A 13392-nucleotide genomic window follows, 5' to 3' on the forward strand; every position below is an offset into this window, starting at 1 on the left:
TATCGCCATAGACCGATCCTCAAGTTGAGTGTGGCATCTTTCTTATCGGAGCAAGTTTGCCAAGTCCGCTCCTCGCCCCGTTTGCAGCGGGCCGAGACGGTCTGATCATGTCTGGAGGTGCAAGCTGGAAAGAGCGGCGCTTGCCCAAAGTCAGGCGATTGAGCCAAAGCAGACGACGTCCGCATCGGCTGCGGTTACGGATATCAACCAGTACCGCGATTGATAAACTTCGATCTGCTCGGCAAGCCTTTCTTTGGAGCCGGCCAGTAAAACGGCAACGCGCGAAGGATAATGTCCATGTACCTCCTCACCGCCTGTCTTGTCGTGATTGTCCTGAGTGCCGCGGTATCGTTTCGTCGCTCCAGGTCTCTATCGCGCGACGCGCGAGGACGCTTAGCAGCAATTTGGCCCGTATTCTGCGCGGGAGTTTTTGCGCTGGGACTGATCGGCTTTGAACGTGCTCAAGGCAGTCAAGGCGTCGGTCCCTTCACCACGACCGATCTCCTCTTGCTTGTTGTTTCTTTCTTTAGTGGTTGGTTTCTTGGCGCCCTCGCGGGATGGATTTGACGACCGATTGGCCGTCCCGACCGTGGCATCAGCTTGTTCACGTCCGCTTGTGGCCCGTGCTGACCTTGGCTCAGAGCGCTGGAGACCTGCTTCCTGAAGGTGACCCCAACAGTGGCATGCATGCTGGCCAGAGCAGCCAATGACCCTGAGGACGCCGATACAGCGGAACCGCCATCGCAATGATCGGTACTGTGGTGCGGATGCGGCTTGCAGCTCAACTGACACGGCGTTCGCTTACGAGGCAAACAGACGGAAAAATCGTTCCGAAGTTGGTCAGCAGCGCTGTCGAGTGCGTCTTTGCCGCAACAGCCAGTGAGAAATGCGAGCCGTCTGACCTCACGCCTTCGTTGTGGCAAATCCAAAAGATAAATCGATCCAGGGCCCGGGCTGAACATTGGGGATCTGTGGTTGGATCGATTGGGGGAACCGTGGCCGCGCGGCTGGCGACACTGAAGATTTGGCAGGCAGGCTGTATCGCTGGTGCGTTGACAGCGACTTCGCTTGCCGCGATTGGTCAACTCGCGGTACCGCGCCCAAGCGCCGCAACGCCGAATGCAAGAGTGGCTGATGCATTCAGCGGCATCCCGCCGAATGTGACGGCGGTCCTGACAAATGCCGGCGCCGCGTTTCCGGCCCCGGCCATCGAAACGAAATTCGATACAGGATTATCGGCTAATGCGATCGTTGCGGCGGGATTCAGCGCCGCGGCCCGGGACTCGGTGCCGCCATCCGATGTAACCACTTCTCAAGAGCCAATGTTGCAGGTCGCCAGCCTTGAGGCAGCGCCGCCCGAGAACTCGGCAAAGCTACAGCAGGACGGGCCGCCCGTTGCTTCGCCCAATCCGGCCGAAGGCAAACCGTCGTATCTCAAATACTACGTCTACTCGGAAATTCCGCCGCCGGAGAAACCCGCGAAGATCGCCTTGTCGGCGTTGAGCGGCGTTCCGCTCGGAACGCCCGTCCAGGAGATCGAACGTGCAGCCGAAGCGTTCGATGTCGATGTCAATTTCATGAAGGCGGTCGCCAAAATCGAATCCGATTTCAATCCCAAGCAACGCACCGGCTCCTATATCGGCCTGTTCCAGCTGAGCAAGTATGAGTTCAGCAAATACGGATCGGGCGACATTCTCAATCCTCGCGACAACGCTATGAGTGCGGCCTACAAGTTTCTCAGCGAGGCTGCGCTATTCGAAATAATGACGCACAAGAAGCCGACCTTTTCCGACCTTTACCTGATCCACCAGCAGGGCTGGGAAGGAGCCGCCCAACACATCAGCAGTCCGCAGCGGATTGCCTGGAAGTCGATGTGCGCAACCCGGGAGGGCTCGGCGAAGGGCGAGCGATGGTGCAAGCGCGCTATCTGGGGGAACACGCTGCCTGCGGTCAAACGCGAATGGAAGTCGGTCGATAGTCTCACCTCGGGTGCGTTCGTGGCAATGTGGCGGGACCGCGTCGACACGCTCTATGCCCGCTATCCTGTGCTAACTGCGGCGGCCGAACGCGCGAGATAGGACGGCTGGCACTACCCACACGCACACCTCTGGGTCCACATTCGTTTCGTCGAGATGCTGTGTCGGCAATCTAGTTTCCGGCGCCGGGTAAGTTCGCGCTCCGCTACGAGACTGGGTGGTTGTTCGGCTCCGGCGGCCGGACCGACCCAACACCTCGACCAGTGCCGCTCCACGGCCCGGACTCTTAGATTATTCACAGGCAATCACGCCCGCTTCTGGCCCGTTGCTGACGTTGCAGCGAAGCTCGCCAGCAGTCAGCTTTTGACCGAGGCTGTGCAGCTTGATGCAAACTCAAAAGCCATGCGCCAACGTCGCGTCGGTCCATCGAAGCGACACTGGGCTGACCTTGTTTGCGGAGGGTATTCCGAGAGGCACTGGGACTTCGCCTTCTGGCCCTCAGCCGACCTTTTAGGAAAGCCCGCCGACTGTCAGCGATTGCCCCCGAGCGGACATCACGTTCGCCGCCTACACGATTGAAGTACACCGCGCAGCGAAGATCCGCACCCCTTCGGCCAGTCCCTTGAGCGCATAAACGCCACGATCCTCGAAGGAGAGACCAGAACCCGCAACCAGATCCCTGAGCACACTCGACGCTAGGATCTCCCCCGGGGCAGCCAGTTGAGCAACGCGAGCTGCGACGTGTACGGCAATCCCGCCAATATCATTCGGCAAAATCTCTATCTCTCCGGTGTGCAGACCGGCCCGAACTTCCAGGCCCAGGTCGCGCACGGTTTGACGGACAGCCGCGGCGCAACGTACTGCACGGGCGGGACCGTCGAACGTTGCAACAAACCCATCGCCGGTCGTCCTGATTTCCTTGCCACGAAATCGAGCGATCTCGCGACGCACGCTCGAGTCGTGCCTGACCAAAAGGTGGCGCCATTCGCGGTCGCCAAGGGAACACACGCGCTCTGTCGAACCAACAATATCGGTGATCAATACAGTCGCTAAACAACGTTCCATTTCGGAATGAGAGCGCGACCCGGTCAAGAACTCTTCTATCTCGTCGAGAATGCGTTGTGAGTCTCCTGCGCAGAACAGGTGATCACTTCCCGACAACTCGACGTAGCGCGCACCGGCAATGTGTGTGGCCAGATAACGGCTCGCCTCGACATCCACCCGCGGGTCATCTGTTCTGTGCATTATCAACGTGGGTACGTGAATGACGGGTAAGACGCCGCGGATATCAATTTCGCTGTTCATCCGCATGAGTGTCTTCACGTCCGACGGGCTGGCGCCGAGGCGCTCGAAGCGCGCCCACCAGTTGCGAAACGCCCTGTCTTGGGCAAGGCTCGGTGCAAACCCGGGAACAAGCGCTCCGCTCCCCCATGACTGTTCAACCTCTTCCAAGAAACTGGCAAGTTTATCCGGCGACATCACGGCCGTCGAAAATAGCCCATAAGAGCCATAGAGCATCAGAGCAAGGGTGCGGTCAGGATATGTGGCAGCGAACAGCAGTGACATCGGACCGCCCTCGGAAATGCCGAGGAATGCTGCGCGTTTCGAACCGACCGCGTCCATCACCGCACGCGCGTCATCCATTCGCTCCTCAAGCGTAGGAATTGCCGTAACCCGATCTGATAACCCGGTTCCGCGCTTATCAAAGCAGATCAAGCGAGCGAAGGAGGCGAGCCGTTCCATGAAGCCGGCCCAGCGAGGTTCATCCCAAACATGATCGACATGCGAGATAAATCCCGGTACCCAGACAAGATCGAGTGGACCGTTCCCAATGACCTGATACGCGATATGGACCTCGCCGCTTCTGGCGTATCGGGTTTCGGGAAGCATCACTAACCACTCTGGCTGATGCGATCGGAATTGAAGCTTTCACTATTTAGCACACGTCGCTAGTCGGCGCCCTCATTTCTCGATCAAGAGCGGGACATTCCGACGGCTCGTTCCACGTCGGATTTTGGCCCTTAGCGGACCAATCGCGGCATGGTGCGCCACGTTGGCTTTTGAACCATTACCATCGCAGTTGCGTTCTCGGCTCTGTTGTGTAGAAGGACGACGGGTGCTTACTGCATGAAGCAGTGACAGGTTAAGCGATGGTCGGGCCGCCACGCAGGATGCGTGTGCCCATGACAGATCAGCGGCCCGGCAGAAACCCTTCAGGGTCCCAATCTCTCGCTGAGCGAGCGCTCGCGACACTCCAGCACTTCCTACATGTCGAGGCGATCAGCGGGATTGTGCTGCTCGCGGCCGCGGCGGCTGCATTGCTGTGGGCCAATTCGCCATTTGCTCATTCGTATCATGATCTCTGGAACTTGCCGATTCCACTTCGCTTCGGCGCATTTGCCTTCGAAGAGCCGCTGCATTTCTGGGTCAACGACGCGCTGATGACGGTGTTCTTCCTCGTCGTCGGCATGGAGATTCGCCGCGAGATCCACGAGGGCACGCTGAGCCGGTTCGACCAAGCCATCTTGCCGGTGCTGGCGGCATTCGGCGGGGTCGTCGTTCCAGCGCTGATCTATCTGAGCTTCAACGCCGTTCCGGGGCGCGGCCACGGCTGGGCGATACCCACCGCCACCGATATCGCGTTCGCTGTGGGCGTGCTGGCGTTGCTCGGAAAATCGATTCCAGGCAACGTCAGAGTCTTTTTGCTGGCGCTTGCGATCATCGACGACATCATCGCGGTGCTCATTATCGCGCTGTTCTACACCAGCGGAATCGATCCCAGCGGCCTCGCGGTCGCGGCGCTCGGCGTTGTCATGGCGCTCGTCTTTCAGCGCCTCGGGATTGGCTCTGCCTATGTCTATGTCGTGCCGGCGTTTATCGTCTGGGCGGGGTTTCTGATGACCGGGGTTCATCCGACGTTGGCAGGGGTCGTACTTGGCCTGATCACGCCGGTGTGGTCGCTCCGTCCCGAGATCCTGCCGCCCGTTATCCGCGTGGAGACGGCGCTGCATCCGTGGGTGGCCTACGTCATCATGCCGATCTTCGCGCTGGCGAATGCGGGGGTCAGCTTCAAGGGCATGGAGCTGTCAGGTGGCCCTCAGCTCGTGACGCTAGGCGTTGCGCTTGCGTTGTGCGCGGGCAAGCCGATCGGCGTGATCGGTACGACATGGCTTGCGGTGCGCATCGGTTGGTGCCGCCTTGCGCCTGATGTCTCATGGTCGGGCGTCTGCCTCATCGGGCTCCTAGCCGGCATCGGCTTCACCATGTCAATCTTCATCGCCATGCTCGCGTTCACGGACGAAAAGTTATTGGATGCGTCGAAGTTTGGCGTGCTGTTCGGCTCGCTTATCTCTGTTACCTTGGGCCTTGGATGGGGGGCGGAATACGCTCATCGGCAACAAAAGGGTGAACGATGAAGGGGTCCGGTTGTGGCCCGAGACCGACATCCAGATGCACGACTTCAACGTCGCCTTGTGACAGCACAGCGGACGCGACGAAACCACCCGTAGCTTACGCCCGTCGCATCAGCTTGAGCGACGCCGCAAGGCGCAGGCTGCGCTTGCCGGCGAGCGCAATGCCTTCGAGCTCGCCGCTGTCGGCGGTGCAGGTCCCGGAGAAGCCGATCCCGACCTCGAGACCGCCAAACACGGGATTGTCGTCTTTCGCCGGCGTGTGCTCCTGGTTCAGCATCTCGCCTTTCCAGCGGCCGTCCGCCGAGGAATAGGAGCCGAGATAGTAGAAGAACGCATCGCCCCCGAGGATGCGGCCGTCCATCAGCAGCATCACGCCGGAGAGCCCGGCATCGACGCCGTCGAGCGCGCGGATGTGGATGGCGTAGAGCCCGTTGACGATGCCGTCGGGACCGACCGTGCCGCGCGGCGGCAGAGCCTCGTCGTCGAGCGGCGCGAGATTGGCCCAGAACACGTTGCCCGGCATCGGCTCCGCCCTGCCCTCGAACAGGATCGTCGATCCTTCGGTCCGGCCGCGAACCTTGATCGCAGCGATGTCGGTGCCCATCAACGGCTTGTAATTGGGATCGTCGTTGTGGCGCTCGGTGATGACCTCGCCTTCGATCACGCCGTCCCTGACCTCATAGGAACCGAGATGGGCGAAGGCGGAATTGCCGCCAAGCAGCTTGCCCTTGTGCATGCACATGATGCTGCGGCCGAAGGCGCCGCCAACGCCGTATTCAACCTTGTAGAGCCCGTCCAGCAATGTCATCGACCCGCAAAATCAAAAAAAGAATCGTGGGCTACCTAGCACCGGCGCCCGACCAAGGCCATCCGGCTTTTCCGCGCAGGGCGGCTCGCGGAACCCACTCAGGCATGGTGCCATCATGCCCCTGTTTTGCCCGACGGGTCAAGTTTTAATTCGGTAAATCCGTATCAGGCGATTTCAACCGCCTGGCTACTGTGCATGGGGTTGTTTCGATTTTCTTGTTCGCGCGGCGGGTCGCGCTTCAATGACGCTTGAAGTATTGCACCTCGCGCTCGTGCTTCTCGGCCGCCGCGCGGCTCTTGAACGTGCCGAGGTTGCGGCGCTTGCCGGTCTTGGGATTCACCTTGCGTGAATAGAGGCGATATTCGCCGGATGCGAGTTTGCGGATCATGGCTGCACCTCCCGCTCGTTGCGATGTCAACGGCCCGCACCGGCGCTGGTTCCTTGCGCTCGAAGCTCGGTCGAACCCGTTGGCGCCGGCGCGCGACAAAGAGGCATGACCCAGACAGAGCCATCAGCCGAACAGCAGATCGGAGAATTCATCGCCAGCGCGGCGAAGCAGCCGCTGCTCGATGCCGCCTTCGAACTGTGGCGCTGGCGCTATCGGCTCAATTCGATCGAGGGGCGCCCGACCGCCGAAGAGGTCCGCATCAATCGCACCCTCACGCCGCAGCAGATGTCCGAGAAATACCGCTACGACCGCGACCACGCCCATGAAGGGCCGATGTTCGGCTATCTCAAGCGCGCCCATCCGCGCGCCGATGACGATGCGATCCGGCGGGCCATCATCACCGCCGTCAAGTTCGAAGATGCCACCTTCGAGCACTTCAACTGGAACGGTGATTTCTGGGAATGCGTCGTGCGCGCGGTCGCGCGCGCGGCCGCTCGATATCCGGACTTTCTCGATACGACTTATCGCGACGCCCGCAACAACGTCGCCTACTACTACAAGTGAGCTAGAAGCACAGGGTCGTGACGAGCTGGCCCTGCTTGTTCTTGATCGCATAGGGACAGCGCAGCCGCTCCAGCGCCTTCTTGGCGTCCTCGTCGCCGAGAGCTGCGGCGCGCTCGTAATAGGCTTTTGCAGCGTCCTTGTCCTTGGGACCGCCGCGGCCTTCCTGCGCGAAGGCGCCCATCCGCTCCAGCGCGCCGGGATGGTTTTGCGCCGCCGCCTTCTCGAACAGCGCGCGCGCCGCGACGTCGTCCTTCTCGCCGCCATTGCCGCTCGCCAGCATCAGGCCGAGCTGGTACTGCGCCTCCGCATTGGTCTCGGCGGCCTTGCCGAGCAGCGCGCGCGCTTGCGCGGGATCGGCCGGCGTGCCGGTTGAGCCGCCGAGCGCGGCGAGATTGCTGACGCCGCGGGGATTGCCTGATTGCGCCGCCTTCTCGAACAGTTTTCGCGCCTGTGCTTCATCCTTGGCGACACCAGCGCCGGTGCCATACGCCACGCCGAGTTCGACCATCGCCGCGCTCGATCCCTTCTCAGCCGCCTTGCGCCAGGCAGCGATCGCCTCGTTCGTCTGGCGGTTGGCCGCATAGGCGCGGCCGAGCGCGAACATCGCCCGCCGCGAGGATGACGCGGCCTGCTTGCAAAACCTGATCGCGGTCGCGATGTCAGAGGGCGCGATATCAGTCACGCCTTTCACATCGGCCGGCTTGTCGGGATCGCTGGGATCGGCGGCGACCCTGTCGCACAGGACGAGATCAGCCGATTGCGCATGCGCCGCCAGCGGCGCCGCGAGCGTCAAGAGGATGGCAAGGAAATAGGTTCGCATGAACGCCACGTTGCGTCCCCGCCCCGGCAAATTCAAGGCTCGAGTCCCGATTGGCGCAACACGGGCACGACCTCCGGCGATGACAGGTAGCGGAGCAGACGATCCGCGCCCTCCGCATGCTGCGCGCTGGCGATGCGGCCGGCGGAGAACACGGCCGGCGTTTGCAGCTCATGCGGGACCGCGCCGACCACCTCGATGCCATCAACTTGCTTCAGCTCGCTGATCTGCTGCACGGCAAGATCAGCCTCGCCGCTGACGAGCCGCTCCGCCGTAAACCCCTGCTCGACGATGGTGGCCCTGGCGTTGATCTTCTCCGCGATCCCCATCCGCACGATCAGCTGGGCGAAGTAGACGCCGCTCGCGCCCAGCCGCGAATAGGCGACGGACCGCGCCGCGAGCAGCGTCGTGCGTAGCGCGGCTTCAGTTGCGATGTCGGGATGGGCCTGCCCTGCCCGCACTGAGATGCCGACGAAGGAGCGCGCCAGATCGGCTGCGCTGCCAGCGATCACGCGGCCCTCGCCGATCATCTCGTCGAGGCCTTCGCGCGTGAGGATCACGAGATCGGCGGCCTCGCCGTCGCGCAGACGCTTGAGCAGCGCAAGCGTCGGCGCGAAGTCCGCATCGACATGGCTGCCGCTGGCGGCCTCGAAGGCGGAGGACAGGCTGCGCATCGCGCCCATCAGGCCGAGCGTCGAGAGCATGCGAATTGTTTCCATGGGCAATTCCTAAGGGTGCGATCAGGCGCGGTGCATCAGCTTGAGCGCGGCAGTGAGGCGCAGGCTGCGCTTGCCGGCAAGGGCGGTCGCCTCCAGCACCGCCTCTTCGCCGTCATAGCGGCCGGAGAAGCCGATGCCGACCTCGTGGCCGCCGAAGATCGGATCGTCCTTCGCGGGCGTGTGCTCCTGGTTTAGGATCTGTCCCTTCCAGCGGCCGTTCGCGGCGGTGTAGCTGCCGAGATAGTAGAACGCGGCATCTCCGCCGAGGATGCGGCCCCCCTTGAGCAGCATCACGCCGGTGAGGCCGCCGTCGACGCCGTCGAGCATGCGCAGATGCACCGAATAGAGCCCGTCGACGATGCCGCCCTCGCGGACACCGCCGGCGATGGGGACCTCGTCTTCGGTGATCGGCGTCATCACCGACTGGAATGGCACGCCCGGCAGCTCCTTCAATTCGCCCTTGAAGCGATAGAGATTGCCCTCGGCCCAGCCCTTGGCGAGCAAGGTCGCATCGTCGGTGCCCGCCATGGCGCGGTAGTTCGGGTCGGGGTTGTGACGGACGGTCTTGATCACGACGTCGACGCCGTCGTCAGTCTTCTTGTAGGTGCCGATATGGGCGAAGGCCGAGTTGCCGCCGAGCATCTTGCCGTGGCCGGCATGCATCACGCTCCGGCCGACCGCGTCGCCGAGTTGAAACCGCACCTTGTAGAAGCCTTCAAACACCAGCCGTGTCCCCGGCCCTCGCGCGCATCCCGCTGGCACTCTATCCCGGTTTCGGCGGCGGTGGACAGATTTCAAGCCGGCATGACCGGCAGACCGCAAATGATGGACGTCATCAAAATGAAAAATCCGCCGGAGCTTGTCTGCTCCGGCGGATTGAAGACCAACCCGGGCCAGCCCCCCAGCCCGGACCGGGAGGATGTTAGGCCACGGCCTTCTTGTCGGTCGGCACGGACGAGATCGTCTTCAGGATCTGCGAAGCGATCTGGTAGGGGTCGCCTTGCGAGTTCGGACGGCGGTCTTCCAGATAGCCCTTGTAGCCGTTGTTGACGAAGGAGTGCGGAACGCGGATCGAAGCACCGCGGTCGGCCACGCCGTAGCTGAACTTGTTCCAGGGCGCGGTCTCGTGCTTGCCGGTCAGACGCTTGTCGTTGTCCGGGCCGTAGACGGCGATGTGGTCCATCAGGTTCTTCTCGAACGCGCCCATCAGCGCCTCGAAATACTCCTTGCCGCCGACTTCGCGCATATAGGCAGTCGAGAAGTTGGCGTGCATGCCCGAGCCGTTCCAGTCGGTGTCGCCGAGCGGCTTGCAGTGGAACTCGATGTCGATGCCGTACTTCTCCGTGAGACGCAGCATCAGGTAGCGGGCCATCCACATCTGGTCGGCAGCGGTCTTGGAGCCCTTGCCGAAGATCTGGAATTCCCACTGGCCCTTCGCGACTTCCGCGTTGATGCCTTCATGGTTGATGCCGGCAGCCAGGCAGAGGTCGAGATGCTCCTCGACGATCTTGCGGGCGACGTCGCCGACGTTCGAGAAGCCGACGCCGGTGTAGTACGGGCCCTGCGGCGCCGGATAGCCGGCGGTCGGGAAGCCGAGCGGACGGCCGTCCTTGTAGAAGAAGTACTCCTGCTCGAAGCCGAACCAGGCGCCGGCGTCATCGAGGATGGTGGCGCGCTTGTTGGACGCATGCGGGGTCTTGCCGTCGGGCATCATGACTTCGCACATCACCAGCACGCCGTTGGTGCGCGCGCGTCCGGGAAGACGGCGACCGGCTTCAGCACGCAATCGGAGCTGTGGCCTTCGGCCTGCTGGGTGGAGGAGCCATCGAAGCCCCAGAGCGGAAGCTGCTCGAGCGTCGGGAACGACGCAAATTCCTTGATCTGGGTTTTGCCGCGCAAGTTCGGAGTCGGCGTATATCCGTCGAGCCAGATGTACTCGAGCTTATACTTGGTCATTGAGCCTCTCTGTAGATGATGCGAAAGGTGGGGTTGAGAGCCCCCGCACGTTTGTACCCGGCCATCATCGGCCGCCGCCTTATAAGCACGTTGCGTGCCAAATGGCCGCAGCCCGGGAGGTTTTCCACCACCGTCGGCCTCGGCCCGCTGGGGGCGGACTGTCCACAGCGACGTGCGTCATAGGCGCGCACCTTCGCGTGAAGCTGCACTGCAAAAATCCCGCGGAAAACGCCCGATTCTGAAGCATGCCGACCGTCGCCGGAGGTTGCCGATCAAACGCGCATCAACGTCCGGCAATTTTCGTAAAGCGATGGGCCCCTGCCTAGCAACCTTTGGAATGGCACAGGCGTTGATCATCCCGACGGTGCCTTAGGGGGTGCAGAGGGTCGCTTGCCCACAAATTAGGCTGCAACTGATTTCCTCTTGGGCACTTTCCAATTCGGGAAGCGCGGCCGATATGGGGATTCCAGTAACCACAATCGAACGAGTCGGGCGCACCATGGAGGCCAAGGCGCTTTGACCAAGGAGAAATCGCAATGATGAACAATGGTCTGAGTCAGGGATCTGCAAAGATCTATCAATTTCCCGTCGGGGGCCGTGCAGCTCTCGCCGGACGCCGCTATGGCGAGACCCGCCTTCCCGCCGATCAGGCTTCGCTTCCCGCGAACGTCTCGATCTGCAGCGACAGCTGGTATCACCAGGACGCGGTCGACGAAGCCAAGCCAAAATGGGACCGCTAATGCCTGTGGCAGGGTTGATACCGCCGCGCTCTCTCGAGCGACCGGCGGCAGTTTGAAAAAGGGTCGAAACAACGGTGTTTCGACCCTTTTTGATTCCGGGTGGCCTCCCGTCTAGAGCTGAGGTCTTTCGATTACCGCGCACGCCGTGACTGGCCGCTTGAGGTGCTTGACCGTGGTCGCTCCGGTCTTGCCAATCTTCAGCGTCACCCCTGCCCCCGAATAGCGCGCGCCAGACAGCGTGAGCCGCTTCGCCAGCGTGACCGGTTCGCCGTCGATCTGGAGGAAGGCGCGCTTGTCGTAGTCATAAAACCCCACGATGAATTGCGTACCATCGGCGCAGCGGTAGGTCCGGAACGTCTGCGCGTCGGCCTGCCGCGCGCCGGAAACTCCGCCCGCCAACATGGTGATCGCCAAAACAATGGCCTTGTGCCGGTCCATGATCGCCCCCGTGATAGACTTGAAGGACGCCAGCCGTGCGTCCAGTGGAACCATAACCCAAGCTGATCCGATGCAAGACTCTTCCTTAAAGCACTCCCCTGCCCGTCACCTCGCCTTGCAAGGCGCCAGCAATTTTCGCGATCTCGGCGGCTATCCGACCACCGACGGCCGCACCACGCGCTGGCGGCACATCTTCCGCTCCAACCATCTCGGCCAGCTCACGGCCGCCGACGTCGAGATCATCCGCGCACTGGGCGTGCGCAGCGCGTTCGACTTTCGCGGCGTCGAGGAGCGCGCGGCCGACATCTGTGTGGTGGAGGAGATCACCGTGCATTCGCTGCCGATCGAGCCGACGGTGGTCGCTGCGCTACGCGCCGAGCTCGTCGCGGGCAGACTGACCGCGCCGGTCGCGAGCGAGATCATGCGCGACTCCTACCGCAACTATGTCCGCCACAACACACACAGCTTCCGCACGCTGTTCGGCCATCTGCTGGAAGACCGTGCGCCGCTCGTGATCCATTGTACCGCCGGCAAGGATCGCACCGGCTTTGCCAGCGCGCTGATCCTGCAAACGCTGGGCGTGCCCGACGACGTCATTGCCGAGGACTATTTGCTGACCAACCAACACTACAAGCGCGATGCGCTGGCCGCCATCGACCTGCCCGAGGATGTGCGCAATGCCATCGGCAGCGTCGAGGCGTCATATCTTGCCGCGGCTTTCGAAGCCGTCGGCAAGGAATATGGCGACCTCGAAACCTATTTGCGCGATGGGCTCAGGATTGGCCCACCGGAGCAGGAGGCGCTGCGGGCGCGTTATCTGCAGTCGTAATCAAGCACCCGCATTTTTTCGTGGCTCCGGTGGCTTTGAGGATCGCCGAACGAAGGGCACGGGCGATGTGCATTGTGCTCCAGTCGCTCTGGTGCAGCTGCAGATCATCGTCCGGGGCAACGAGCTGCTCGAACGACGCCTTGTTGGAGACGTGCCAGTGCCGCATCAGCGCCCACCGCTGGAACAGGTTGACCTTGGCGTCTTGCGCAGCGGTTCGGATCGCTGAAACCATCTTTTCGGCCAGCTCGGCGTTGTCGTCGAACAGCATGGCCGTCGTGTATTGCGGATCGATCAGCACGACATCGATGGTCGGATGGTCGTGCAGGAGTTTCAATCCCTCTGCGATCTTGCCGACCACCTCATCGAAGTTGAACTGTTCCTTGCGAAAGACGGCGTTGGTTCCAACCTGCCAAAGCACAAGCGATGGATTGTCAGCAAAGATGTCGTCGTTGAACCGAGGCACTTCCAGGTTCGCTTCTTCGCCGCCCTTGCCCCGGTTGAATACGTCGATCCGGATGTTCGGACGCTGATCGTGGTCCTTGAAATGTCTTCTCAAATACAGTTCGAGCCGTGCGGGATAGGCAATGACATTGTCGAGTCCGGCCGTCGAAGACGATCCCATCGCCACGATGCGTACGGGCCCGGTTCCGGCCAACGCAGCTCGGAAATTGTCCAGCGGATGTTTGAGATCAACGATCGAAGCGGGAAATTCGAGGGCAGGAAAATTGTCAGGCATGGAACAAC

Annotated in this window: 14 protein-coding genes and 1 pseudogene; 6 read left to right on the top strand and 9 right to left on the bottom strand. The window is 61.9% G+C overall.

Translation table 11 applies throughout. The annotated features are described in order from the left end of the window. The first annotated feature begins 297 nt into the window (after nucleotides 1-297). Nucleotides 298-567, top strand: coding sequence for a hypothetical protein (locus tag FOM02_RS44220; RefSeq protein ID WP_084334167.1), 270 nt, complete (start codon nucleotides 298-300; stop codon nucleotides 565-567). A gap of 428 nt (nucleotides 568-995) precedes the next feature. Beyond that, on the top strand, nucleotides 996-2078 hold the full coding sequence (locus FOM02_RS44225; RefSeq protein ID WP_231164351.1) for a transglycosylase SLT domain-containing protein: 1083 nt from the start codon (nucleotides 996-998) through the stop codon (nucleotides 2076-2078). A 465-nt stretch (nucleotides 2079-2543) separates the two neighbouring features. On the opposite strand, the gene FOM02_RS44230 is transcribed toward FOM02_RS44225, so the two are convergent. Further along, a complete protein-coding gene (locus tag FOM02_RS44230; RefSeq protein WP_028146315.1) occupies nucleotides 2544-3866 on the bottom strand; it encodes an adenylate/guanylate cyclase domain-containing protein in 1323 nt (440 codons plus the stop codon). 293 nt (nucleotides 3867-4159) lie between these two features. Here FOM02_RS44230 and nhaA point away from each other — a divergent pair, with 293 nt between their 5' ends. Continuing rightward, on the top strand, nucleotides 4160-5392 hold the full coding sequence (gene nhaA, locus FOM02_RS44235; RefSeq protein ID WP_027557673.1) for a Na+/H+ antiporter NhaA: 1233 nt from the start codon (nucleotides 4160-4162) through the stop codon (nucleotides 5390-5392). A 94-nt stretch (nucleotides 5393-5486) separates the two neighbouring features. Here the strand turns inward: nhaA and FOM02_RS44240 are convergent, their stop codons facing one another. After that, complete coding sequence (locus FOM02_RS44240) at nucleotides 5487-6191, bottom strand: GrlR family regulatory protein (RefSeq protein ID WP_027557672.1); 705 nt, start codon at nucleotides 6189-6191, stop codon at nucleotides 5487-5489. Nucleotides 6192-6435: 244 nt separating this feature from the next. Then, on the bottom strand, nucleotides 6436-6585 hold the full coding sequence (locus FOM02_RS44245; protein WP_007609497.1) for a hypothetical protein: 150 nt from the start codon (nucleotides 6583-6585) through the stop codon (nucleotides 6436-6438). Nucleotides 6586-6690: 105 nt separating this feature from the next. Here FOM02_RS44245 and FOM02_RS44250 point away from each other — a divergent pair, with 105 nt between their 5' ends. Next, a complete protein-coding gene (locus FOM02_RS44250) occupies nucleotides 6691-7149 on the top strand; it encodes a hypothetical protein (protein WP_027557671.1) in 459 nt (152 codons plus the stop codon). Between the two features lies 1 nt (nucleotide 7150). Here the strand turns inward: FOM02_RS44250 and FOM02_RS44255 are convergent, their stop codons facing one another. The 4 genes and pseudogenes from FOM02_RS44255 to FOM02_RS44270 all read right to left on the bottom strand — a co-directional run bounded on the left by FOM02_RS44255 (nucleotide 7151) and on the right by FOM02_RS44270 (nucleotide 10641). Beyond that, nucleotides 7151-7969, bottom strand: coding sequence for a tetratricopeptide repeat protein (locus FOM02_RS44255; RefSeq protein WP_027557670.1), 819 nt, complete (start codon nucleotides 7967-7969; stop codon nucleotides 7151-7153). A gap of 32 nt (nucleotides 7970-8001) precedes the next feature. Then, a complete protein-coding gene (locus FOM02_RS44260; RefSeq protein ID WP_027557669.1) occupies nucleotides 8002-8685 on the bottom strand; it encodes a substrate-binding domain-containing protein in 684 nt (227 codons plus the stop codon). A gap of 21 nt (nucleotides 8686-8706) precedes the next feature. Then, nucleotides 8707-9408: a GrlR family regulatory protein gene (locus tag FOM02_RS44265; protein ID WP_027557668.1), complete on the bottom strand. Its 702-nt coding sequence runs from the start codon at nucleotides 9406-9408 to the stop codon at nucleotides 8707-8709. 199 nt (nucleotides 9409-9607) lie between these two features. Further along, nucleotides 9608-10641, bottom strand: a pseudogene (locus tag FOM02_RS44270) (glutamine synthetase beta-grasp domain-containing protein). 536 nt (nucleotides 10642-11177) lie between these two features. Here FOM02_RS44270 and FOM02_RS44275 point away from each other — a divergent pair. After that, nucleotides 11178-11381, top strand: coding sequence for a DUF2735 domain-containing protein (locus FOM02_RS44275; protein WP_027557666.1), 204 nt, complete (start codon nucleotides 11178-11180; stop codon nucleotides 11379-11381). A 111-nt stretch (nucleotides 11382-11492) separates the two neighbouring features. On the opposite strand, the gene FOM02_RS44280 is transcribed toward FOM02_RS44275, so the two are convergent. Further along, a complete protein-coding gene (locus FOM02_RS44280; RefSeq protein ID WP_027557665.1) occupies nucleotides 11493-11819 on the bottom strand; it encodes an MliC family protein in 327 nt (108 codons plus the stop codon). Nucleotides 11820-11889: 70 nt separating this feature from the next. Here FOM02_RS44280 and FOM02_RS44285 point away from each other — a divergent pair, with 70 nt between their 5' ends. Beyond that, complete coding sequence (locus FOM02_RS44285; RefSeq protein ID WP_027557664.1) at nucleotides 11890-12648, top strand: tyrosine-protein phosphatase; 759 nt, start codon at nucleotides 11890-11892, stop codon at nucleotides 12646-12648. Here the strand turns inward: FOM02_RS44285 and FOM02_RS44290 are convergent. Next, entirely contained in the window at nucleotides 12593-13384 is a 792-nt protein-coding gene (locus FOM02_RS44290; protein ID WP_051377923.1) for an SGNH/GDSL hydrolase family protein, read from the bottom strand. The two genes, FOM02_RS44285 and FOM02_RS44290, sit on opposite strands and share 56 nt — an antisense overlap. Nucleotides 13385-13392 lie beyond the last annotated feature (8 nt).

This window comes from Bradyrhizobium sp. SEMIA (genome assembly GCF_014844175.1).
Taxonomy (GTDB): Bacteria; Pseudomonadota; Alphaproteobacteria; order Rhizobiales; family Xanthobacteraceae; genus Bradyrhizobium; species Bradyrhizobium arachidis.